This is a genomic window from Nocardia sp. NPDC059177 (assembly GCF_042755165.1).
Classification (GTDB): domain Bacteria; phylum Actinomycetota; class Actinomycetes; order Mycobacteriales; family Mycobacteriaceae; genus Nocardia.
Genome location: NZ_JBHZBX010000033.1, coordinates 12919 through 33047, shown reverse-complemented (window position 1 = coordinate 33047; position 20129 = coordinate 12919). Strand labels below are relative to the sequence as shown.

The window sequence follows — 20129 nt, the reverse complement described above, 5'->3', positions numbered from 1 at the left end:
ACACCGTGGGACGGTGGACCGGACGAGGTCGCCGAGGCCGTCGAGATGGGCCCGACCGGGCGCCCGCTGCGACTGGTACCCGAGCCGCCGCGCGTGCAGAATCACGGCGACGCACTGGTCGTGGCCATGTGCAACCAGAAGGGCGGCGTGGGTAAGACCACCTCGACCATCAATCTCGGTGCGGCCCTGGCCGAATACGGCCGGCGCGTGCTGCTGGTCGACCTCGACCCGCAGGGCGCACTCTCGGCCGGACTGGGCGTCGCCCATCACGATCTCGATCTCACCGTGCACAACCTGCTCATCGGCGGGAAGGCCACCGTCGACGATGTGTTGCAGACCACCAAGATCGACGGCATGGACCTGTTACCCAGCAATATCGATCTCTCCGCGGCCGAGATCCAGCTGGTCAACGAGGTCGGCCGCGAGCAGTCGCTGGGCCGGGCACTGGCCGGTGTGCGCGATCGCTACGACTACATCCTCATCGACTGCCAGCCGTCGCTGGGCCTGCTCACCGTCAACGCGCTGGCCTGCTCGGACGGCGTCATCATTCCGATGGAATGCGAGTACTTCTCGCTGCGCGGTCTCGCGCTGCTCAACGACACCGTCGAGAAGGTACGCGACCGGCTCAACCCGCGCCTGAGCCTCTACGGCATCGTGGTCACCATGTTCGATGCGCGCCTGCTGCATTCGCGCCAGGTCATGTCGCGGGTGGTCGAGGTGTTCGGCGAGCTGGTCTACGACACCGCCATCTCGCGCACCGTGCGCTTCCCCGACGCCAGCGTGGCGGGCGAACCGATCACCACCTGGTCGCCGAAATCCGCGGGCGCGGAATCGTATCGGGCCATGGCACGTGAAGTCATCCACCGGTCGGGCCGGTGATCGACGCTTCACCCGCGGTTCCCGCAGTACCCGAAGACCCTGCCCCGGCCGCCGACAACACTGTGTTCCATTTGCGGCTGACGAACTTCGAGGGGCCGTTCGATCTGCTGCTCACGCTGATCAGCTCGCGCAAACTCGATGTCACCGAGGTGGCGCTGCACCAGGTCACCGACGAATTCATCGCCTACACCAAGGCGCTCACCGCCGAGCTCGCCGAGAACACCAAGCTGCGCGCGGACAAGATCCTCGACCAGACCACCGAGTTCCTGGTCGTCGCCGCCACCCTGCTCGACCTGAAGGCGGCCCGGCTGCTGCCCTCGGGCGAGATGACCGACGCCGACGATCTGGAACTCCTGGACGCGCGCGATCTGCTGTTCGCCCGGCTGCTGCAGTATCGCGCGTTCAAACAGGTCGCCGAACTGCTCGGTGAGCTGGAGGCCGCCGCGCTGCGCCGGTACCCGCGTTCGGTCGCGCTCGAGGAACAGTTCGAGGGCCTGCTGCCCGAGGTGACCCTGGGCGTGGACATCGCCGCCTTCGCCGAGATCGCGGCTGCCGCCTTCCGGCCCCGTCCGATCGCCGAGGTCGGGCTCGGGCATCTGCACCAGCACACCATCTCGGTGGCCGAGCAGGCCGAACTGGTGCTGGCGTTGCTCAAGGAGCGCGGGCCGGGTGGCTGGACCACCTTCGCCGAGATCGTGGCCGACTGCACGGTCCCGGTGGAGATCGTCGCCCGGTTCCTGGCGTTGCTCGAGCTGTACCGCGGCAAGACCATCGCCTTCGACCAGCCCGATCCGCTCGGCCCGCTGGCGGTGAGCTGGCTCGGCGAGCTCGACCCCGATACCGAGGCGGCGGCACTCACCTTCGACGAGGACTATGGATGATCGGGTCGAGCCCGGCGGAACCGCCGAGAGTTCGCGATCAGCCGAGGAGGCACACATGACCGAGACAGTGTCGGATTTCACCTCGGAGCCGCTCGATGAGCAAGAACTGCGGTCGGCGCTCGAGGCCATGCTGCTCGTCGTCGACGCCCCCGCACCGGCAGAACAGCTGGCAGCGGCCCTGGACGACACCGCGGAACGGATCGAGGCGACGTTGCGTGCGATGTCGGCGGAGCTGTCCGCGCGGGGCAGCGGCATCGACCTGCGTTTCGTCGGTGACGGGTGGCGCTTCTATACTCGACAGGAGTACGCGCCCTATGTCGAGCGGGTACTGCTCGACGGGGCCCGGACGAAGCTGACCCGGGCCGCCTTGGAAACCTTGGCGGTGGTCGCCTACCGCCAGCCGGTGACCCGGACCAGGGTCAGCGCGGTTCGCGGGGTGAACGTCGACGGAGTGATGCGCACGCTGCTGGCAAGGGGCTTGATCGCGGAAGCGGGTCAGGACCCGGAGACCAACGGCACGCTGTACCGCACCACCGAGTTGTTCCTCGAACGGATCGGGCTCGCCTCACTGGGCGACCTGCCTCCGCTGGCGCCGCTGCTTCCCGGCGTCGACCTGATCGACGAGATCAGCGAGAGCCTGGAAACCGATCCCCGGTTCACCAGGCTGAAAAAACCCGCCGAGTCCGACATGGACCTCGGCACCGACGATTGACAGGACAGATGAATAATTCCGCTCGCCGAGATGGCACACCGGATCGAAGAAAACGCAGCGACCAGCCCCGTAGCGGCGCGCCCCGGACCGCGGGAACCCGCGGCGGCACCGCGCGCACCGGGCAGTCGGGCAGCCGCAACGACGCGGGCGGCCGCCGCGGCACCGGCGGCTACGAGCGCGGTGAGTCGAGCGGCCGCCGCCCCGCCTCGGGTGGGTTCACCCGTGGCGGCACCGACGACCGGCGCGGATCGGCGGGACGCGGCTATCAGCGCGGCGCGACCGACGATCGACGCGGTGGTTCCGCAGGCGGCTACGAGCGTGGCGGCGACGATCGTCGCGGCGGTTACCAGCGTGGCGGCGACGACCGCCGCGGCGGCTACCAGCGTGCGGGTGAGGGCGGGTACCAGCGCAGCTCCGGCTCGGCAGGCAGCCCGGCGCGCGGCGGCCAGCGGGCAGGCGGCACCGCCCGCCCGGCGACCTCGCAGGCGCCCGTCCGCAAGACCAAGAATCCCAAGCCGCAGCGCAAGGTCGTCGCGCCGACGATCCTGAACAACGCCAAGCCGGCCCGGCACCAGCACGCCGACAACGCCGAGGGCCCGAAGAAGCTGCCCTGGGGCGAGGGCGAACGGCTGCAGAAGGTGCTCGCCAAGGCCGGGGTGGCCTCGCGTCGCGCGGCCGAGGACATGATCGCCGCGGGCCGCGTCGAGGTCGACGGCAAGATCGTGCGCGAGCAGGGTCTTCGGGTCGATCCGGAGAACGCGGTCGTGCGGGTCGACGGCACTCGCGTCGTCGTGCGCGACGAACTGGTGCACCTGGTGCTGAACAAGCCCAAGGGCTGGCAGTCCACCATGTCCGACGATCTGGGCCGGCCGTGCGTCGGCGATATCGTCGCCGAGCGGATCGCGGCCGGTCAGCGCCTTTTCCATGTCGGCCGGCTCGACGCCGACACCGAGGGTCTGCTGCTGCTGACCAACGACGGCGAGATGGCGCACCGGCTGATGCACCCGTCCTACGAGGTGCCCAAGACCTACCTGGCCACCGTCAACGGCGAGGTGAACTACCGCCTGATCAACAAGCGCCTGCGCGACGGCGTCGAGCTCGAGGACGGCCCGGCCAAGGTCGACAAGTTCGTCCTGCTGGAGGCGCACGAGGGCCGTTCGCTGGTCAAGCTCGTGTTGCACGAGGGCCGCAAGCACATCGTGCGTAGGCTGCTCGACGAGGTCGGCCACCCGGTGATCCGCCTGGTGCGCACCCACCTCGGCCCGGTCGCGCTGGGTGACCAGCGCCCCGGCACGCTGCGGGTGCTCGGCCGCGACGAGATCGGCAAACTCTACGAGGCGGTGCAGCTGTGAACGGAGTGGATCTCCCGATGGACTTCGCCGGCAACCGGATGACCAACGACGCCACCCTCGTCGTCGCCATGGACGGCCCGTCGGGGACCGGCAAGTCCAGTGTGTCGCGCCGGCTGGCCGCCCGCCTGGGCGCCCGCTACCTCGACACCGGCGCCATGTACCGGGTCGCGACCCTGTGCGTGCTGCGCGCGGGCGTCGACCTGGCCGACCCGGTGGCGATCGCGGAAACCGTTGCGGCACTGCCGCTGTCGATCGGGACCGATCCCGGCCACGAGGTGATCGAGCTCGACGGCGAAGACGTCTCCGCCGAGATCCGTGGCGACGCGGTCACCAAGGCGGTCTCGGCGGTGTCGGCGGTGGCGCAGGTGCGTGAACAGCTCGTCGCCCTGCAACGCGAGATCACCGGGGTGGCCGGGCGGATCGTGGTCGAGGGCCGCGATATCGGCACCGTCGTGCTGACCGGCGCCGACGCCAAGATCTATCTCACCGCCTCCGCCCAGGCGCGCGCGCAGCGGCGCAATGCCCAGAACATCCGCGAGGGCCGCGGCGACGACTACGCGGCCGTACTGGCCGACGTGCAGCGCCGCGACACCCTCGATTCCACCCGCACGGTGTCGCCGTTGCGCCCCGCAGCCGACGCGGTGCTCGTCGACACCAGTGACCTGACGATGGATGAGACCATCGACGAGCTCTATCGCGTGGTGGCCCAGCAGCTTTCGGCCACGACAGGAGGTTCGCGGTGATCGACGAAGAGGTTCTGGTCGGCGACGGCGTCTGGTCCGACGAAACCGACTGGGAGATCGCCGATTTCGAAGGCGAGCACGAGGGTGACGAGCATCTCGCGATGCCCACCGTCGCTGTGGTCGGCCGCCCGAACGTGGGCAAGTCGACCCTGGTGAACCGCATTCTGGGCCGTCGTGAGGCCGTCGTGGAGGACATTCCCGGCGTCACCCGTGACCGTATTTCCTACGAGGCGAGCTGGGCCGGGCGCCGGTTCCTGGTGCAGGACACCGGCGGCTGGGAACCCGACGCCAAGGGCCTGCAGCAGCATGTGGCCCGCCAGGCCGAGGTGGCGATGGCGACCGCCGACGCGATCCTGCTCGTCGTCGACGCGACCGTCGGCGCCACCGCGACCGACGAGGCCGCGGTGCGCAAGCTGCGCCGCTCCAAGATCCCGGTGATCCTGGTGGCCAACAAGGTCGACGATCAGAAGGTCGAGATCGAGGCGGCGAGCCTGTGGTCGCTGGGTCTGGGTGAGCCGCGCATGGTGTCGGCCGCACACGGCCGTGGCACCGGTGACCTGCTCGACGATGTGCTCGCCGCGTTGCCCGAGACCCCGCGCGAGGGCACCGGCGCCGCCGGACCGCGCCGGGTGGCGCTGGTCGGCAAGCCGAACGTCGGCAAGTCCAGCCTGTTGAACAAGCTGTCCGGCGATGAGCGTTCGGTGGTCCACGATGTCGCGGGCACCACCGTCGATCCGGTCGACTCGCTGGTCGAATTGGGCGGCAAGACCTGGAAGTTCGTCGATACCGCCGGTCTGCGCCGCAAGGTGTCCAATGCCACCGGTACCGAGTTCTACGCCTCGCTGCGCACCAAGTCGGCGCTGGAGGCCTCCGAGGTCGCGATCATGCTGATCGACGCCTCGGTGCCGATCACCGAGCAGGACCTGCGGGTGATCAGCCTGGTCGCGGACTCCGGTCGCGCGCTGGTGCTGGCGTTCAACAAGTGGGATCTGGTCGACGAGGACCGCCGCTACATGCTCGAGCGCGAGATCGACCGCGATCTGGTGCGGGTGCCGTGGGCCCAGCGGGTCAACATCTCCGCGCACACCGGCCGCGCCGTGCAGAAGCTGGTGCCGCAGATGGAGACCGCGCTCGAGTCCTGGGACAAGCGCATCTCCACCGGCCGCCTCAACACCTGGCTCAAGGAAGTCATCGCGGCCACCCCGCCGCCGATGCGCGGCGGCCGCCAGCCCCGCGTCCTGTTCGCCACCCAGGCAGGCACCCGCCCGCCGACGTTCGTGCTGTTCACCACCGGTTTCCTCGAGGCGGGTTACCGCCGCTTCCTGGAGCGCCGCCTGCGCGAGGAGTTCGGCTTCGACGGCTCGCCCGTGCGCATCTCGGTGCGCGTGCGCGAGAAGAAGGAACGCAAGAAGTAGATCGTCCCCACGCGAGCCCCGGGTCCCGGCCCGGGGCTCGCCGCGTTTCCGGGACACCCCGACTGACGGCCGCTACGGCGTGTCACATGGTCGAGCGGCTGATAATCGGCTGAGAAGTACCGGCGGCGGACACCCCGCCACCGCCCGGCACGTTGATACCGGTACGAGGTCGTCGATGTGCGACTTGTCGAAGGAGTGCGTCATGAGTCTCATCGGCACCGTGGTCGGCTACCTGCTGACGGTGTTCCTGTTGCTGCTGCTCGCCCGGATGGTGCTGGACTGGGTGGACATCCTGGGCAAGCTGCCGCCGTGGGCCGTCAAGGCCCGGTCGGTGGTCCACGCCGCGACCGAGCCGGTGATCGCGCCGGTGCGCCGGTTCCTGCCACCGGTCCGGCTCGGCGGGTCAGCCCTCGACCTGGCCTTCACCGTGGTCTTCGTCGCGGTCCTGATCCTGCGCACGGTGGCGTTCAGTCTTTGACGTCCTCCCCGGCCTGAAGCTGAAGGCCGAGGATTCCTACCAGCGCCCGCACGGGCGCTCTCGGTGGGTTCCTGTTTCACCGGGACGCGCCTCCCGCTACGCGGCAGGACTTACCAGCCCTCCGCAAGCGTTTAACCTCTCCGCCCGTCCGGCGGCGAGGATGTTTCGTGCAGCGTTGAGATCACGGTCGTGGACCGCCCCGCACGGGCAGGACCACGTACGGACAGACAACGGTTTCGGCCCGTCCACGCGTCCGCAGTCCGAACAGATTCGCGACGACGGAAAGAACCGATCCACCTTGACCAAGGTGCGCCCATACCGGGCGGATTTGTCCTCCAACATCCGGGTGAACATGCCCCACCCGGCATCATGAACCGACTTCGCCAACCTGGTCCGCGCCAAACCCTTCACACACAAATCCTCGACATACACCGCTTGGTTCTCGCGGATGATCGCCGTGGAATGCTTGTGCGCGAAGTCTTTGCGGGTGTCGGCCACCTGCGCGTGGGCCTTGGCGACCCGGACACGCGCCTTGACCCGATTCCTCGAGCCCTTGTCCTTGCGGGACAGGGCCTGTTGCGCCTTGCGGAGTTTGCGTTCGGCGCGGCGCAGAAACCTCGGGGAAGTGATGGTCTTGCCATCCGAGCAGACCGCGAACGTCGCCAGTCCCAGATCGATACCCACCTCGGTGTCGATGCCGGGCAACGACTCCGGGTTCACCTCGACCACGAACGACGCGAAATAACGGCCCGCCGCATCCTTGACCACCGACACACTCGACGGGTCCGAGGGCAGTACACGCGACCAACGGACCGCGACATCCCCGATCTTCGGTAAACGCAGCTTCCCACCCTCGGTGACCGCGAAACGCGCGTTGCGGGTGAACCGGATCGACTGCCGATTGTCCTTGCGGGAACGAAACCTCGGCGGCGCCACCCGCGCACCCTTCCGCTTCCCGGTCACCGACTGAAAGAAATTGCGGTACGCGGTATCGAGATCGGCGAGGGCTTGCTGTAACACCACCGACGACACCTCGGCAAGCCACGCACGCTCCGGCGACTTCTTCGACTCGGTCAACCGCTTCGACAACTCACCAGCCGACAGACGCGGCGCACCGGACCTGTACGCGTCCATCCGTGCCGCGAGCGCGTCGTTGTACACCACCCGCGCGCACCCGAACGCCCGCGCCAACGCGATCCGTTGGCCGGGCGTCGGATAGACGCGGAAGTTGTACCGGAGCTGCACATTTCGAGCCTATCCCAAGGGTCCGACAGAACAGTCGGGTCTAGGGCACGCTCAGCCCCGGGGGCCTCCCGGGTGGCTCTTCGCCCCCGCCCTGAAGGGCGGAGCACTGGCCCACACCCGGTAGCACCCGGTGGAGCAGGTGGTCGACGAGTTCGGTGGCGCGCGAAGCCATTCCGGTGTCGGTGAGCATTCCCTGGGCCAGTCCCGCGACGGCGAGCAGGGTCACCTCGGCGTCGGCGCGGATGACCGCCTCGTCGGCATCGGGGCCGCGCAGGCGGCGCAGCTGCGCCGCGACCGCCTCGACGATGTAGTTCGGGGTCGAGGCGGTGTCGGCGGCCTCCAGATGGGGGCCGGTCAGCGTCGCGGCGTGGAAGATGCCGAGGATGATCGCGTTCTGGCGGCTCGGCTCGTCGAGCGGTAGTAGCCCGACCAGGACGGCGCGCACGATGTCGCGGGGACCGGCCGCCGGGCCGAGCTCGGCCAATGCCCGGTGCAGTCGCGTCCCGGAATCCTCGACCACCGCGCGGTGGGTGGCGAGCAGGAACTCCCGCTTGCTGCCGAAGTAGTACTGCACCGACCGCACCGACACCCCGGCCTCGGCGGCCACCGACTGGAAGGTCGCCGCGTCGAGCCCGCCGCGGGCGATGACCCGCCGCGTCGCCCCCGTGATCGATCGGCGTCGCTCCTCGTGATCAGCCAAGCGTGGCACCGCTCCTCCTCGTTTCCGTGCTGTCCGGCGAGCCTTGATGGTACGCCCATACCATCTTTATGGTACGGTGATATCACCAACGAGGAACGGGGCGGAAATGGCCAAGATCGGACGGTTCAAGAGCGACAAGGCGCGCGAGGAATACGTCAGGAACTACCGTGAGCTGGAGAAGGCGATGCCGGTTCCGTCGACCACGGTCGACGTCACCACCTCCTTCGGCACCACCCGGGTGCGCACGGCTGGTGCGGGAACGGGTATCCCGATCGTGTTGCTGCACTCGCTGGGCGCCAACAGTCTGGCCTGGAACCATGTGATCGAGGATTTCGCCCGAGAACATGTCGTCCACATGCCCGAGATGATCGGCGTCCCCGGTCTCAGCGTGCAGACCGAGCCGATCGACGAGACGAAGTTCGGTACCTGGCTCGGTGAGGTACTCGACGGGCTCGGCGCCGACCGGGTGCACCTGGTCGGCTATTCACAGGGTGCGTGGCAGGCGATGGCGATCGCCACGACGCAGCAGCACCGCCTGGCCAGTCTGACCATCATCGAACCCGGCGGCACCTTGACCAAGGTCAAGTGGAGTCTGCTGTGGATGATGATCCGGGTCGGCGCCCGGCCGACCGACAAGAACCTGCGGTCGATGAACGCCCGGCTCAATCCGGGTGTCACGCTCACCGACGCGGAATTCGACGGCGTGAAGGCGGCGCTGGGATATGTTCCCGCGATCGGCTACCCGAAGATGTTCACCGACGAGCGACTGGTCACCATCACCACCCCGACCCTGGCGATGTTCGGCGGCAAGTCGCTGGTGGTCGATACGGCGATCGCCGAGCAGCGACTGCGCGACAACCTGCCGCGCTGCGAGGTGATCGTCTTCCCGAACTCCGGGCACGGCCTGTTCCACGAGATCCCGAAGGTGGTCACCCCGCGGATCCTCGACTTCACCGGCCGGTACGAACCGACCGACGCGCGCCGCGGCGACTGACCGTGTGGGGCCTGGCTACTCGACCCGGGCCCCGGCCCTCGGTGGTCAGCGCAGATGGTCGGCGAGGGAGCCGTCGGCGGGCGGCGCGGGTCAGTCGTCGGTGCCCTCGACTCGCCACCGGGTGGTCACCGCGCGGACGCAGGAGGATTCGGTGAGTGCGTCGACGGTGTCGGCCAGCGCGGATTCCCTGGCGCGGTGGGTGAGCACGATCAGATGGGCGTCGGTGTCGTGGAGTTCCTGGCGGACCCGCGCGATGCCGACGCCGTTGTCGGCGAACACCGCCGCGACCCGGGCGAGGGCGCCGGCGTGGTCGGTGACATGCAGGTTCAGGTAGTAGCGGGTGGGGGTGTCGCCGAGCGGGGCGACGGGCAGTTCGGCGTAGTACGACGCGCGGGGTGCCCGGCCGCCGTGCACCCGGTTGCGGGCGGCCGTGACCAGGTCGCCGAGCAGGGCCGACGCCGTGGCCGAGGGATCGCCACTGCCGGAGAACATCAACTGCCCGGCACCGTCGGCGGCCACCGACACGGCACCGAGCGCGGAATCCAGTTGGGTCAGTGGATGATCGGCGGGGAGCAGCGCCGGCGAGACACGCACCGAAATGCGCTCCTTGCCGCCGAGTTCCGGGCCTTCGCTGACCCGGGAACAGACGGTGAGCATGCGCAGCCGCAACGACAGGGACTCCGCGGCCGTCAAGTCGTGCGCGGCCGCCGCACCGAATTCCTCGAAGGCCACGTCGCCGGGCTCCACCCGCGTGTGGAAGGCCAGCGTCGCCAGGATCGCCGCCTGGGCCACCGCCGAGCGCCGATCGGGCAGCACCCCGAGCACCTGCCGCACCCGATCACCCGACAGCGACTGGGTCAGCGGGCGCACCACCGGAACACCGCCCGCCACCGCGGCCTCGAAATACAAGTCGGCGCCGTGTTCTTCGGCCGCCGCGGTGAGCAGATGACCGTGTTCGGCGATCAGCGCCGCATTACCGGTGACCACCGAACGACCGGCCCGCAACGCCGCGAGCACCGGCGTGATCGCCGTCGCGGACTCGCTCGCGTCGACCAGCAGATCGCCCGGCGATTCCCGCACCACTACCCGGGCACCGATGCGTTCCCCAAGGTCGGCGCCGGTTTCGTGGAGTATCCGGGTGACCTCCGCTGCCAGTGTCCCCGTGCCGAGCACGGCGACCGCGAGGGGGGAACGGGCAGGGTCGAATGCAAGCGTGGTCATGGAAATCGCCTAACCGCCGAGAAGGTGCCGAGATCGGGGACCGCCCGCGACACGCGCCACCCCCGGACCGTCAGTATCCCGGTCGAATCTCTTCGGCGGCAGTCGTTTTCACGTACCAATCGCCCCGATCGGCCGGGAATCCCTGGATACTCGGAAGGGTCACCCGCGGATCGCGTGCGGGCGAGCAGGGGAGAGGAACGCCAATGGCCCTGGTGGTACAGAAATTCGGCGGCTCATCGGTCGCCACGGCCGAGCGGATCCGCCGGGTCGCCGAGCGGATCGTGGAGACCAGGAAGCAGGGCAACGACGTGGTCGTGGTGTGCTCGGCGATGGGCGACACCACCGACGATCTGCTCGACCTGGCGGGCCAGGTGTCGCCCGCACCGCCACCCCGGGAGATGGACATGCTGCTCACCTCCGGCGAGCGCATCTCGAATGCCCTGGTGGCCATGGCGATTCACGCGCTGGGCGCGGACGCCAGATCGCTGACCGGCTCGCAGGCCGGCGTCATCACCACCGGCGCGCACGGCAACGCCAAGATCATCGAAGTCGATCCGGGCCGGGTGCGCCGCGCGCTCGACGACGGCGAGATCGTGCTGGTCGCCGGGTTCCAAGGCGTCAGCCAGGACAGCCGTGATGTCACCACGCTGGGCCGCGGCGGATCCGACACCACCGCCGTCGCCCTGGCCGCGGCGCTGCACGCCGATGTCTGCGAGATCTACACCGATGTCGACGGCGTGTTCACCGCCGACCCGCGCATCGTCGCCGACGCGCAGAAACTCGACCAGATCTCCTACGAGGAGATGCTGGAGATGGCGGCCTGCGGGTCCAAGGTGCTGATGCTGCGGTGCGTGGAATACGCGCGCCGCTACCAGGTTCCGGTGCACGTGCGCTCGTCCTACACCGACCGGATCGGCACCACCGTCTTCGGTTCGATGGCCGACATCCCCGCCGAGCAGGCCGTCCTCACCGGCGTCGCGCACGACCGCAACGAGGCCAAGGTGACCGTGGTCGGCCTGCCCGACGAGCCCGGCTACGCGGCCAAGGTGTTCCGCGCGGTCGCCGACGCCGAGATCGGCATCGACATGGTGGTCCAGAACACCGGCACCGGCCGCACCGACATCACCTTCACCCTGCCCGCCGCCGACGGCGCCCGCGCGGTCGCGCTGCTGCGGTCGCGCCGGGCCGAGATCGGTTTCGCCGACGTGCGTTACGACGACCGGGTGGGCAAGGTGTCGCTGATCGGCGCGGGCATGAAGACCCACCCCGGCGTCACCGCGACCTTCTGCGAGACGCTGGCCGCCGCGGGGATCAACCTCGATCTCATCGCCACCTCGCAGATCCGCATATCGGTCCTGGTCCGTGACACCGATCTCGACCACGCCGTGCAGGTGCTGCATCGCGCGTTCGACCTGGGTGGGACCGAGGTCGCCGTCGTACACGGCGGTACCGGCCGATAGGCGTAGCGTGGACCCCGCGACGATCGGAGGACTCTGTGGGAACCCGTCTGACCTCCTACACCCGGGCCGGACTCGAGTTCGACGTGGTCGACTCGGGTCCCCTCGACGGCCCCGTCGTCGTTGCCCTGCACGGTTTTCCGCAGACCGCGACCTCGCTCACCGAGCTGGCCGAACTGCTCGCCGCGCGCGGCTATCGCGTCGTGGCCCCGAATCAGCGCGGCTACTCCCCGGGCGCACGCCCGCGGGGACGGCGCGCCTATCGCATCCCGGAACTGGTCGGCGACGTGGCCGCGCTGATCGAGACGATCGACCGGGGCCCGGTGCACCTGGTCGGCCACGACTGGGGTGCCATGGTCGGGTGGGCGGTGGCGGCGGCCCGGCCCGACCTGGTCGCCTCGCTGGTCACCCTGTCGGTGCCGCACCCCGGCGCGTTCCTGCGGTCGCTGGTGACCAGCGACCAGCTGCTGCGCTCGTACTACATGGCGCTGTTCCAGCTGCCCGTGCTGCCGGAACGGCTGCTGCGCTCCCGCCCGGCGCTGCTGGAACGGTCGCTGGCCTCGACCGGGATGTCACCCACGGCGATCGACCGCGTGCGCGCGGAGATCATCGACGGCGGCGCGCTGACCGGTGGCCTGAACTGGTACCGCGCCTTGCCTTTCGCCGGCACCGGCGCACCGACCGGCCGGATCGACGCACCGGTGACCCATGTCTGGAGCACCGGAGACTCCGCGCTGGGCCGCCGCGGCGCCGAACTCGCCGAACGGTACGTGCGCGGTGACTACCGGCTGGTCGTGTTGGAGGGCGCCTCGCACTGGCTGCCCGAGGAACGCCCGGCCGAGATCGCCGAGATCGTCGCCGAGCGGATCGAGTCCACCCGGCGCTGACCGGCTCAGCGACGATAGGCCAAGGGCCGCAACGACTCCGCGGTCGGCGGGATGAGCGGGGCGTGGGCGGCCCGCGCGGCGAGCTGGTCGAGGATGCGCGAGCGCACCCCGGCCCACTCGTCGTGCAGGATCGAGTAGAACGCGGTGTCGCGCACCGCGCCGTCGAGTCCGCGCGAATGTGCCCGGCGCACACCGTCACTCACCGCGCCGAGCCGCTCGATCGCCGCACGGGACCGCTGATTGCGCGCGTCCGCGCGCAGCGTCACCCGGCGCACACCCCAGCTCTCGAAGGCGTGGGTGAGCAGCAGCAGCTTGGACTCGAGGTTCACCCGCCCGCCGCGAACCGCGGGAATCAGCCAGGTGTTGCCGATCTCGACCGCGTCGGGGATCGCCCCGCCGGGCAGCGCGGCCATCGGCTCGGCCGACAACGGCCAGGTCAGCGGGCCCTGCCAATAGTCGAGCCGGGTGAAACGGGTCGCCCCGACCACGCAGTCGTCGCCACCGGTGACGATCGCGAAGGCCAGCGCGCTCCCCGCCAACTGGGCGGCTTCGGCCTGGAAGACATAGGTGCGCGCCTCCTGTTCACCGTGCGGGACGAGGGTGAACCCGGCCTGTCCGTCGAGCGCGGCCGCCGCGGCGACCAGACCGGGAACATGATGGGGTGCAAGCGGTTCCAGCCGTACGATGCGGCCATCGAGGATAACGGGTGCGGGCATGGTGACCGGCGTCCTTCGTCTGATGAGGGTCGCCGACGCACGAGGCGTGGATCTCACGCGGCACGTGATTCGGCGAAGCGACACGAACGATCCAGCGGCATCGAAAAAAGCAAGATGGACGATAGTCGACCGTGACGCATTCGCCCAGACGAATGCAAAAATGTCGGGACCGGAAATTTTCCCGGTTTTCCGGCCCCGGACGAACCGCTTACCGCTTGATGGCGATGGCAGCGGTCATGAGTTCCTCCCAGACCGACAGTTCCCGCTCGGCCGAGCCGATCTGGGCGGTTTCCGCCGCCTGCAGGTGCCAGCGCGCGGCCGGGACGACACCCGGTTCCTGGATCTCGAGGTCGCCGAAGAGGTCGATGATCTCCGCGTCGGTGCGCCAGCGGCCGCGACCGAAGGTCGATTGCAGTTTGCCCTCGGCCTCGATGGTCTCGGCATTGTCACCCGAGCGGAAATGCGAGATGAACACCTGGCTGCCCGCGGGGATCTGGCCGGCCCAGTAGTCGACGACGGCCTTGGGGTTCTCGTCGTCGTTGAGGTGGTGCAGGATCGCGCTGAAGATCACCGCGACCGGCTTGTCGAAGTCGATCAGCCGGTTGACCTCGGGGTGCTCCCGGATCGCGAGGGAATCACGCACGTCGGCCTGGATGACGGTGGTGTTCTCGTTGGTCGCCAGCAGCGCGCGCCCGTGCGCCAGCACGATCGGGTCGTTGTCGATGTAGACCACCCGGATGTCGGGGTTCACCGCCTGCGAGACCTGGTGCACGTTGTCGGCGGTGGGCAGGCCCGAGCCGAAGTCGAGGAACTGGGTCATCCCGGCCTCGGCCATCTCGCGCACGGCGCGGGTGAGGGCCTGGCGGTTGGTGAACGCGATGGCCACCGAGCCGGGCAGGTTGTTCTTGAAGTGGTCGCCGACCGCGCGGTCGACCTCGTAGTTGTCCTTGCCGCCGAGTATGTAGTCGTAGACCCGGGCGATGCTCGGCTGGGACTGGTCGATCACATTCGCGCCGTCGGTCATCGTCGACCTCTCCTGATCTGCTGGTTCATGTCGCCGCCCATCGTAGGAGAACTTCGGTGTGTCGGCACGGTTTCGCTGCCGTTCGCGGCGCGAAATCGGTTCGGCGCGTACCGGTTCCGAGTTCGGGTGTGCGGTCTATGCCGCCGTCGAAGGGGCGGGGCCGGGCGGTGTTCCGGTGCGGGTTGTGGCGTCGGTAACGCGTTTGCGCACGTCAGGGGCCATAACGGTTCGATAAATCACATCCGTGTCGAATTCTCGAGCAAGCGTCCAGTTGCTGCGAGGTTTGACCAGTTCCGGGTGGTGTTCCTGGCCGAAGCGTCGTGCGTTACCGAGTTGTGTCGCACAGGTGTTCTATGTGATGGAGATCACAAGAACTGTTATTCTGCTGAAGAGCTGGCACGCTCGTAATAGCTGAACGTTAACCGTTTGTGATCTCCAGAGGGTCGAAGACGACCTTTCGTCACGAACGGACCGCAAGATCCAGGAGGGATCGCCGACCTGCTGTGCCGGGGTGGTGATCCGGAAGGGGCCTGATGGTTATGAGCAGCATCTACTTCGAACCAGACAGCAATCTGTCAGTTACCGATCGCGACCGCCGTGTCGCGGATTCCTCACTCGCTCCGCTGGCCATGCCCGGCCTGATCCTCGGCCTGGTCCTGCTCGGACTCGGCGTGGTCGCACTGCTCCGTCTGGGGGACTGGGCAGGAAATTACGGGGCTGTATTCGTGCTGATGGCCTATGCCTTCTATGTGGCCGCCGCCGCGCGCCTGGTGCAGTGGAGCGCGGTCGCCGTCTGGTCGTCGCACCACCGATAGCGCCCGGAAGGCTCAGCCGTCGTGCAGAATTCGCGCGGCGGCCGCGAGGCCCTCGGCCGAGCCGACCACGATCAGCACGTCACCCGCGGTGATCAGGAATTCCGGTCCCGGTGACGCGATCACCGCGCCGGTGCGCATCGCCGCGACGATCGAGGCCTTGGTGCGCGTGCGCAGGCGGGTCTCGCCGAGCGGGCGGCCGTCGAAAGGGGAGCCGGCCGCGACGGGGAACTGCCGGGTGTGCACGCCGTCGAATTCACGATGTTCGGCCTCGAGCTGGGCGACCACCTGCGGCGCGCCCAGCAGGCTGGCCAGTGCCGAGGCCTCCTCCGCCGACAGCGCGATCTGATCGGTGACCTCCGGGTTCCCCGGTCTGCCGACGATCAGCTCGATGGTGCCGTCACGGCGCTCGATGATGCCGATCCGCCGCCCGCTCTTGCGCACCGAGAAATCCTTGCGTACCCCCACGCCGGGCAGTGGCGTCACGTCGATCTGCACACCTTCCACTGTAACCAGACAAAAAGGACGGACCTGGTCACGATTCGATGCCCGGACGGGGTGGTCGCGCTGCTGTTCTGCTCCCGGCGGGTGTCCGAGACCAAGGGCGTGTCGCTGGATCGGATCAGTGTGGCGGCGGAGAGTTGAGGTGTTCGAGCAGGCGGGCGACAAGGAGACGACATGCGTGCGTTGACGGTGATGCCGAACCAGGCCGGATCACTGAAGGTGGAGGACGTGCCCGACCCGGTCGCCGGGCCCGGCGAGCTTCTCGTCGACGGTGTAGCGCTGGGGATCTGCGGGACCGACCGCGAGATCGCCGGCGGTCTCTACGGCTGGGCGCCGCCCGGCAAGGACCGCCTTGTCCTCGGGCACGAATCACTGGGCCGGGTGCGCACCGCGCCCGACGGAAGTGGTTTCGCTCCCGGCGATCTCGTCGTCGGCATCGTGCGCAGGCCGGACCCGGTGCCGTGCGGTGCCTGCGCGCGCGGCCAGTTCGACATGTGCCGCAACGGCGACTACGTCGAGCGCGGGATCAAGGAGATCGACGGCTACGGGTCGACGTCCTGGTCGGTCCTGGCCGACTACACCGTCAAACTCGATCCGGCGCTGGCCGAAGTCGGGGTGCTGATGGAACCGACGACAGTGGTCGCCAAGGCCTGGGACCAGATCGAGCGGATCAACAATCGGGCCTGGTTCGAACCGAAATCGGTGCTGGTCACCGGCGCCGGGCCGATCGGCTTGCTGGCGGCGCTGCTCGGCGCCCAGCGCGGCCTGGACGTACATGTGCTCGACCGCTCCGACCAGGGCCCGAAACCGGGGCTGGTCGCCGATCTCGGCGGCACCTTCCACACCGGCTCGGCCGCGGAGGTGGCCGACGAGATCGACCCGGATGTGGTCATCGAGGCGACGGGAGCGCCCGCGGTCGCCCTGGCGGCGATGGAGGTGAACAACCCCGGCGTGATCGTGTGCCTGACCGGGGTGTCCACCCCCGGCACCGACACCGAGGTCGATATCGGCGGCCTGAACCGCAATATCGTGCTGGACAACGCGCTGGTCTTCGGCTCGGTCAACGCCAACCGCCACCACTACGAACTCGCCGCCGCCGCGCTGGCGAAGGCCGACGCCACCTGGCTGACCCGGCTGATCACCCGGCGCCTGCCGCTCGAGCGGGCCCTGGAAGCCTTCGATCCGGGTGATCACACCGACATCAAGGTCGTCATCGACCTGTGAGCGGCTCAGTCCTGCGGCGGGTCGACGAAGATGTCGTACTCGAGTTCGCCCGCGCCGCCGTAGGCCGACAGATCGGTGATGCCCTCGGCGCGCAGCACCTCGACATCGAGGAAGGTGTTGCCGGTGGTGGTGCGCGCGTCCTTGCCGAGGATCGCCACGGCCGCGTCGGCCACGATCTGCGGTGTGCGGGCCTTGGCGATCGCGTCGTCGCCGCCGAGCAGGTTCTGCACCGCGGCGGTCGCGATCAGCGTCTCGGGCCACAGGCAGTTGGCCGCGACGCCGTGCTCGGCGTACTCGGCGGCCCAGCCCAGCGTCAGCAGGGACATGCCGTACTTGGCGAGCATGTAGGCCGGGTAGGAACCGAGCCATTTGGGAGTGAGGTTCAACGGCGGCGACAGGCTCAGGATGTGCGCGTTCTCGCTGGCGCGCAGGTGCGGCAGGCAGGCCGAGGAGAGCAGATAGGTGCCGCGCAACTGGATCTGCTGCATGAGATCGAAGCGTTTGATCGGCAGTTCCTCGGTCGGGGCGAGCGCGATCGCCGAGGCGTTGTTGACGCAGTAGTCGATTCCGCCGAAGCGTTCCACCGCCTTGGCCACCGCGTTCGCCACCGAGGCTTCGTCGCGGACGTCGCCGACCACGGCGAGCGCCTGGCCGCCCGCCGCCTCGATCTCGGCGGCCGCGGTGTGGATGGTGCCGGGCAGGCGCGGGTCGGGCACATCGGTCTTGGCCAGCAGCACGATATTGGCGCCCTGGCGCGCGGCGGCGACCGCGATCGCCAGGCCGATACCGCGGCTACCACCGGACATGATCATCGTGCGTCCGGCCAGCGGGAACGGGGTGGCCATGGAGACTCCTTGTCGTCGACGGCGCCGCGAGGCGGCTGTGCACCAGGACGTTACAGATGAAGAACAACTGTGGCAATAGTGAAATATGTAGACTCGGGCTCGTGCAGACCGCTGTGACCGGCTCCGATGTCGACATCCGCCCGGTGTCGGCGCGCTCGGCGCTGGTCCGCATCCTCATCGCCGCCGATTCCCCCACGATGACCGCCCGCGAGATCTGTGCCGCCACCACCGCCATCGGCTATCCCGAGCCCACCGTGCGGGTGGCCGTCTCCCGGATGGTCGCCGCCGGTGATCTGGTGCGCGAACAGCGCGCCTACACCCTCGTTCCGGCCCTGCGCGCCCGGCGCGGCGAACTCGTCGCGCCGATCACCCGGCCGTGGTCGGGGGACTGGGACCAGGTCGTCGTCACCGCGACCGGCCGCCCCGCCGCCGATCGCGCCGCCCTGCGCGCGGCGTTGCTGTCGCTGCGCATGGCCGAGTTGCGTGAGGGCGTCTGGATGCGCCCGGCCAACCTCGACCGGCCCTGGCCGGCCGGGTTCGACGACGCCGTCCACCGCCTGCGCACCCACCCGGTCGACGACCCGGTCCGGCTGACCGGCCGGTTGTGGCCGCTCACCGACTGGGCCGAGCGCGCCACCCGGCTCCTGGCCGCCATCGAAACCACCGATCCCACAGCGAGATTCACCGCAGTCTGCGCCGGGCTCGACCACCTCACCACCGACCCGGTGCTGCCCGCCGAACTCCGGCCGCCCGGCTGGCCCGCCGACGCGCTGCGCGCGCGGACCACCGCCTACCTCGCGTGGTTCCGCACGCTCGGTCCGGAACCCGTCGCGCCCTGAGAAACCGCGCCACGACGCAACATCCACGCCCGGCTCCCGTGCGCCTCCCTCGATCTGCGGGCCCTAGCGCCTACCATGGTGAGGGCCGTGCGACGTGGCGGCGCCGCATGGTGCGTGGGGAAGGACCCGCCCCGGACAGTTGGGGGCGGGTCGCACACACCGGCAGTACGGCGTCACGCGACGGCCACGCGGTAGACGGGTCGTTTCGGTTGCCGCGCACCGTAATTCGGGTGCGCCGTCACCGGAACGGCCGTCGGCCCTCAGTCCTACCCGATGCCGAGCATGCCGAGTGCGAAGGCCGCGTAGTCGGTGGCGATCTGCTCCGGTGTCGCCGTGCCGTCGAGCCGAAACCATTGTGGCAGTGACGTACACATGGTCGAGATCGCCCGTCCGGCGGCGCGGGCACGATCGGTGGCCAGGCCCGCCTCGGTGAGGGCGCTGTCGATATCGGCGTCGAGCAGATGCTGGATCTCGTTGCGCGAGGCCGCGATCCGGCGCCGGTTCGCCGGTGTCAGGCTGCGCATCTCGCTCGCGCCGATGAAGGCCAGCTCGCGGCGATGAGTGTGGAACAGCGCGAGCGCCTCCACCACGCGCGCCACCCGCTCCCGCGCGGTCCCGGCCTCCCGGCGGGCGGCACCGACGCGCCGGTGCAGCTCGTCCATGGTCAGGTCGAGGGCCCGGACCAGCAGATCCTGTTTGTCCCGGTAGTGGTGGTACACGCCCGGCACACTCATGCCGGCACGCTGGGCGATCGTGCGCATGGTGGCGCCGTGGTAGCCGGTCTCGACGAACGCGGCGATGGCCGCGGCGAGCACGGGATCGATGGCGAGCGGCGGGAACACCCGCCAGGCATCCGGTGCGTGCCCCCCGGGATCGATGGTCCTCGGGTGGTGGGTGGCCGGTGTGCGCTGTTCGCCGAGCAAGGCCGACGCGGCGATGCCGAACACCTCGGCCAGCGCGATCAACCGGGCGGCCGAGACGCCGGTCTTGCCGTTCTCGATCGCGCTGAGGGTCGCCGGGCTGACGCCGATCCGGCCCGCGGTCTCCCGCAGTGACAACCCGGCGGCGGTGCGAGCGCGGCGCACCCGCGCACCCAGCGCCTCCTGTTCAGAGGTGTTCATGGTGTTCAGAATAACTGAACACGGGACTATCCGAGTGGCCGTTCATTGACACAGTTAACTCAGTTATGTCACTGTCGATA

21 protein-coding genes are annotated in these 20129 nt (G+C 69.2%); 13 read left to right on the top strand and 8 right to left on the bottom strand.

Annotation, left to right across the window (positions count from 1 at the left end; all coding sequences use genetic code 11):
- The first annotated feature begins 45 nt into the window (after positions 1-45).
- The 7 genes from ACFXK0_RS27620 (at position 46) to ACFXK0_RS27590 (ending at position 6460) form a co-directional block, all read left to right on the top strand.
- The gene (locus ACFXK0_RS27620; RefSeq protein WP_379413936.1) at positions 46-879 is read left to right on the top strand and encodes a ParA family protein; all 834 of its coding nucleotides are present in this window, start codon (positions 46-48) and stop codon (positions 877-879) included.
- The gene (locus tag ACFXK0_RS27615) at positions 876-1760 is read left to right on the top strand and encodes a segregation and condensation protein A (RefSeq protein ID WP_379413910.1); all 885 of its coding nucleotides are present in this window, start codon (positions 876-878) and stop codon (positions 1758-1760) included. The genes ACFXK0_RS27620 and ACFXK0_RS27615 overlap by 4 nt, the downstream gene beginning before the upstream one ends.
- Positions 1761-1815: 55 nt before the next feature.
- Positions 1816-2472 (top strand): SMC-Scp complex subunit ScpB, encoded by a 657-nt coding sequence (gene scpB, locus ACFXK0_RS27610; RefSeq protein ID WP_379413908.1) that lies wholly within the window; start codon positions 1816-1818, stop codon positions 2470-2472.
- 8 nt (positions 2473-2480) lie between these two features.
- Positions 2481-3824, top strand: coding sequence for a pseudouridine synthase (locus ACFXK0_RS27605; protein ID WP_379413907.1), 1344 nt, complete (start codon positions 2481-2483; stop codon positions 3822-3824).
- 38 nt (positions 3825-3862) lie between these two features.
- The gene (gene cmk / locus ACFXK0_RS27600) at positions 3863-4567 is read left to right on the top strand and encodes a (d)CMP kinase (protein ID WP_379413934.1); all 705 of its coding nucleotides are present in this window, start codon (positions 3863-3865) and stop codon (positions 4565-4567) included.
- Positions 4567-5982 carry a ribosome biogenesis GTPase Der gene (gene der, locus ACFXK0_RS27595; protein ID WP_379413932.1) on the top strand — a complete coding sequence of 472 codons (1416 nt, stop codon included), beginning with the start codon at positions 4567-4569 and terminating at the stop codon, positions 5980-5982. Before cmk ends, der begins: the two co-directional genes overlap by 1 nt.
- Positions 5983-6184: 202 nt before the next feature.
- Positions 6185-6460 (top strand): YggT family protein, encoded by a 276-nt coding sequence (locus ACFXK0_RS27590; protein ID WP_379413905.1) that lies wholly within the window; start codon positions 6185-6187, stop codon positions 6458-6460.
- Positions 6461-6556: 96 nt separating this feature from the next.
- Here ACFXK0_RS27590 and ACFXK0_RS27585 read toward each other — a convergent pair whose 3' ends face one another.
- Positions 6557-7705, bottom strand: coding sequence for an RNA-guided endonuclease InsQ/TnpB family protein (locus tag ACFXK0_RS27585; protein WP_379413903.1), 1149 nt, complete (start codon positions 7703-7705; stop codon positions 6557-6559).
- 40 nt (positions 7706-7745) lie between these two features.
- The gene (locus tag ACFXK0_RS27580; protein WP_379413902.1) at positions 7746-8414 is read right to left on the bottom strand and encodes a TetR/AcrR family transcriptional regulator; all 669 of its coding nucleotides are present in this window, start codon (positions 8412-8414) and stop codon (positions 7746-7748) included.
- Positions 8415-8511: 97 nt separating this feature from the next.
- Here ACFXK0_RS27580 and ACFXK0_RS27575 point away from each other — a divergent pair, with 97 nt between their 5' ends.
- A complete protein-coding gene (locus tag ACFXK0_RS27575; RefSeq protein WP_379413900.1) occupies positions 8512-9399 on the top strand; it encodes an alpha/beta fold hydrolase in 888 nt (295 codons plus the stop codon).
- A gap of 90 nt (positions 9400-9489) precedes the next feature.
- Here ACFXK0_RS27575 and ACFXK0_RS27570 read toward each other — a convergent pair whose 3' ends face one another.
- Entirely contained in the window at positions 9490-10620 is a 1131-nt protein-coding gene (locus ACFXK0_RS27570; protein WP_379413899.1) for an ACT domain-containing protein, read from the bottom strand.
- Between the two features lie 203 nt (positions 10621-10823).
- Here ACFXK0_RS27570 and ACFXK0_RS27565 point away from each other — a divergent pair, with 203 nt between their 5' ends.
- The gene (locus ACFXK0_RS27565; protein WP_379413898.1) at positions 10824-12080 is read left to right on the top strand and encodes an aspartate kinase; all 1257 of its coding nucleotides are present in this window, start codon (positions 10824-10826) and stop codon (positions 12078-12080) included.
- A 35-nt stretch (positions 12081-12115) separates the two neighbouring features.
- Positions 12116-12964: an alpha/beta fold hydrolase gene (locus ACFXK0_RS27560; protein ID WP_379413896.1), complete on the top strand. Its 849-nt coding sequence runs from the start codon at positions 12116-12118 to the stop codon at positions 12962-12964.
- Positions 12965-12969: 5 nt separating this feature from the next.
- Here ACFXK0_RS27560 and ACFXK0_RS27555 read toward each other — a convergent pair whose 3' ends face one another.
- Complete coding sequence (locus tag ACFXK0_RS27555) at positions 12970-13680, bottom strand: GNAT family N-acetyltransferase (RefSeq protein ID WP_379413895.1); 711 nt, start codon at positions 13678-13680, stop codon at positions 12970-12972.
- A gap of 208 nt (positions 13681-13888) precedes the next feature.
- Positions 13889-14704 carry an SAM-dependent methyltransferase gene (locus ACFXK0_RS27550; protein ID WP_379413893.1) on the bottom strand — a complete coding sequence of 272 codons (816 nt, stop codon included), beginning with the start codon at positions 14702-14704 and terminating at the stop codon, positions 13889-13891.
- Between the two features lie 539 nt (positions 14705-15243).
- On the opposite strand from ACFXK0_RS27550, the gene ACFXK0_RS27545 reads away from it, so the two are divergent.
- Positions 15244-15519, top strand: a complete 276-nt coding sequence (locus ACFXK0_RS27545) for a hypothetical protein (protein ID WP_379413892.1) — start codon at positions 15244-15246, stop codon at positions 15517-15519.
- A gap of 12 nt (positions 15520-15531) precedes the next feature.
- On the opposite strand, the gene ACFXK0_RS27540 is transcribed toward ACFXK0_RS27545, so the two are convergent.
- Entirely contained in the window at positions 15532-16014 is a 483-nt protein-coding gene (locus ACFXK0_RS27540; protein ID WP_379413890.1) for a cation:proton antiporter regulatory subunit, read from the bottom strand.
- A 180-nt stretch (positions 16015-16194) separates the two neighbouring features.
- On the opposite strand from ACFXK0_RS27540, the gene ACFXK0_RS27535 reads away from it, so the two are divergent.
- Positions 16195-17244: a glucose 1-dehydrogenase gene (locus ACFXK0_RS27535; protein WP_379413889.1), complete on the top strand. Its 1050-nt coding sequence runs from the start codon at positions 16195-16197 to the stop codon at positions 17242-17244.
- A gap of 5 nt (positions 17245-17249) precedes the next feature.
- On the opposite strand, the gene ACFXK0_RS27530 is transcribed toward ACFXK0_RS27535, so the two are convergent.
- Positions 17250-18089: an SDR family oxidoreductase gene (locus tag ACFXK0_RS27530; protein WP_379413887.1), complete on the bottom strand. Its 840-nt coding sequence runs from the start codon at positions 18087-18089 to the stop codon at positions 17250-17252.
- Between the two features lie 101 nt (positions 18090-18190).
- Between ACFXK0_RS27530 and ACFXK0_RS27525 the strand changes: the two genes are divergently transcribed.
- On the top strand, positions 18191-18928 hold the full coding sequence (locus ACFXK0_RS27525) for a PaaX domain-containing protein, C- domain protein (RefSeq protein WP_379413886.1): 738 nt from the start codon (positions 18191-18193) through the stop codon (positions 18926-18928).
- A 266-nt stretch (positions 18929-19194) separates the two neighbouring features.
- Here the strand turns inward: ACFXK0_RS27525 and ACFXK0_RS27520 are convergent, their stop codons facing one another.
- Positions 19195-20049, bottom strand: a complete 855-nt coding sequence (locus ACFXK0_RS27520) for a helix-turn-helix domain-containing protein (protein ID WP_379413884.1) — start codon at positions 20047-20049, stop codon at positions 19195-19197.
- Positions 20050-20129 lie beyond the last annotated feature (80 nt).

Coding starts and splice junctions, on each gene's coding strand:
- ACFXK0_RS27545 (WP_379413892.1), top strand. CDS start 15,244: ATGAGCAGCATCTACTTCGAACCAGACAGCAATCTGTCAGTTACCGAT.
- cmk (WP_379413934.1), top strand. CDS start 3,863: ATGACCAACGACGCCACCCTCGTCGTCGCCATGGACGGCCCGTCGGGG.
- ACFXK0_RS27520 (WP_379413884.1), bottom strand. CDS start 20,049: ATGAACACCTCTGAACAGGAGGCGCTGGGTGCGCGGGTGCGCCGCGCT.
- ACFXK0_RS27535 (WP_379413889.1), top strand. CDS start 16,195: ATGCGTGCGTTGACGGTGATGCCGAACCAGGCCGGATCACTGAAGGTG.
- ACFXK0_RS27620 (WP_379413936.1), top strand. CDS start 46: ATGGGCCCGACCGGGCGCCCGCTGCGACTGGTACCCGAGCCGCCGCGC.
- ACFXK0_RS27575 (WP_379413900.1), top strand. CDS start 8,512: ATGGCCAAGATCGGACGGTTCAAGAGCGACAAGGCGCGCGAGGAATAC.
- ACFXK0_RS27530 (WP_379413887.1), bottom strand. CDS start 18,089: ATGGCCACCCCGTTCCCGCTGGCCGGACGCACGATGATCATGTCCGGT.
- ACFXK0_RS27555 (WP_379413895.1), bottom strand. CDS start 13,680: ATGCCCGCACCCGTTATCCTCGATGGCCGCATCGTACGGCTGGAACCG.
- ACFXK0_RS27570 (WP_379413899.1), bottom strand. CDS start 10,620: ATGACCACGCTTGCATTCGACCCTGCCCGTTCCCCCCTCGCGGTCGCC.
- scpB (WP_379413908.1), top strand. CDS start 1,816: ATGACCGAGACAGTGTCGGATTTCACCTCGGAGCCGCTCGATGAGCAA.
- ACFXK0_RS27590 (WP_379413905.1), top strand. CDS start 6,185: ATGAGTCTCATCGGCACCGTGGTCGGCTACCTGCTGACGGTGTTCCTG.
- ACFXK0_RS27605 (WP_379413907.1), top strand. CDS start 2,481: ATGAATAATTCCGCTCGCCGAGATGGCACACCGGATCGAAGAAAACGC.
- ACFXK0_RS27550 (WP_379413893.1), bottom strand. CDS start 14,704: ATGACCGACGGCGCGAATGTGATCGACCAGTCCCAGCCGAGCATCGCC.
- ACFXK0_RS27565 (WP_379413898.1), top strand. CDS start 10,824: ATGGCCCTGGTGGTACAGAAATTCGGCGGCTCATCGGTCGCCACGGCC.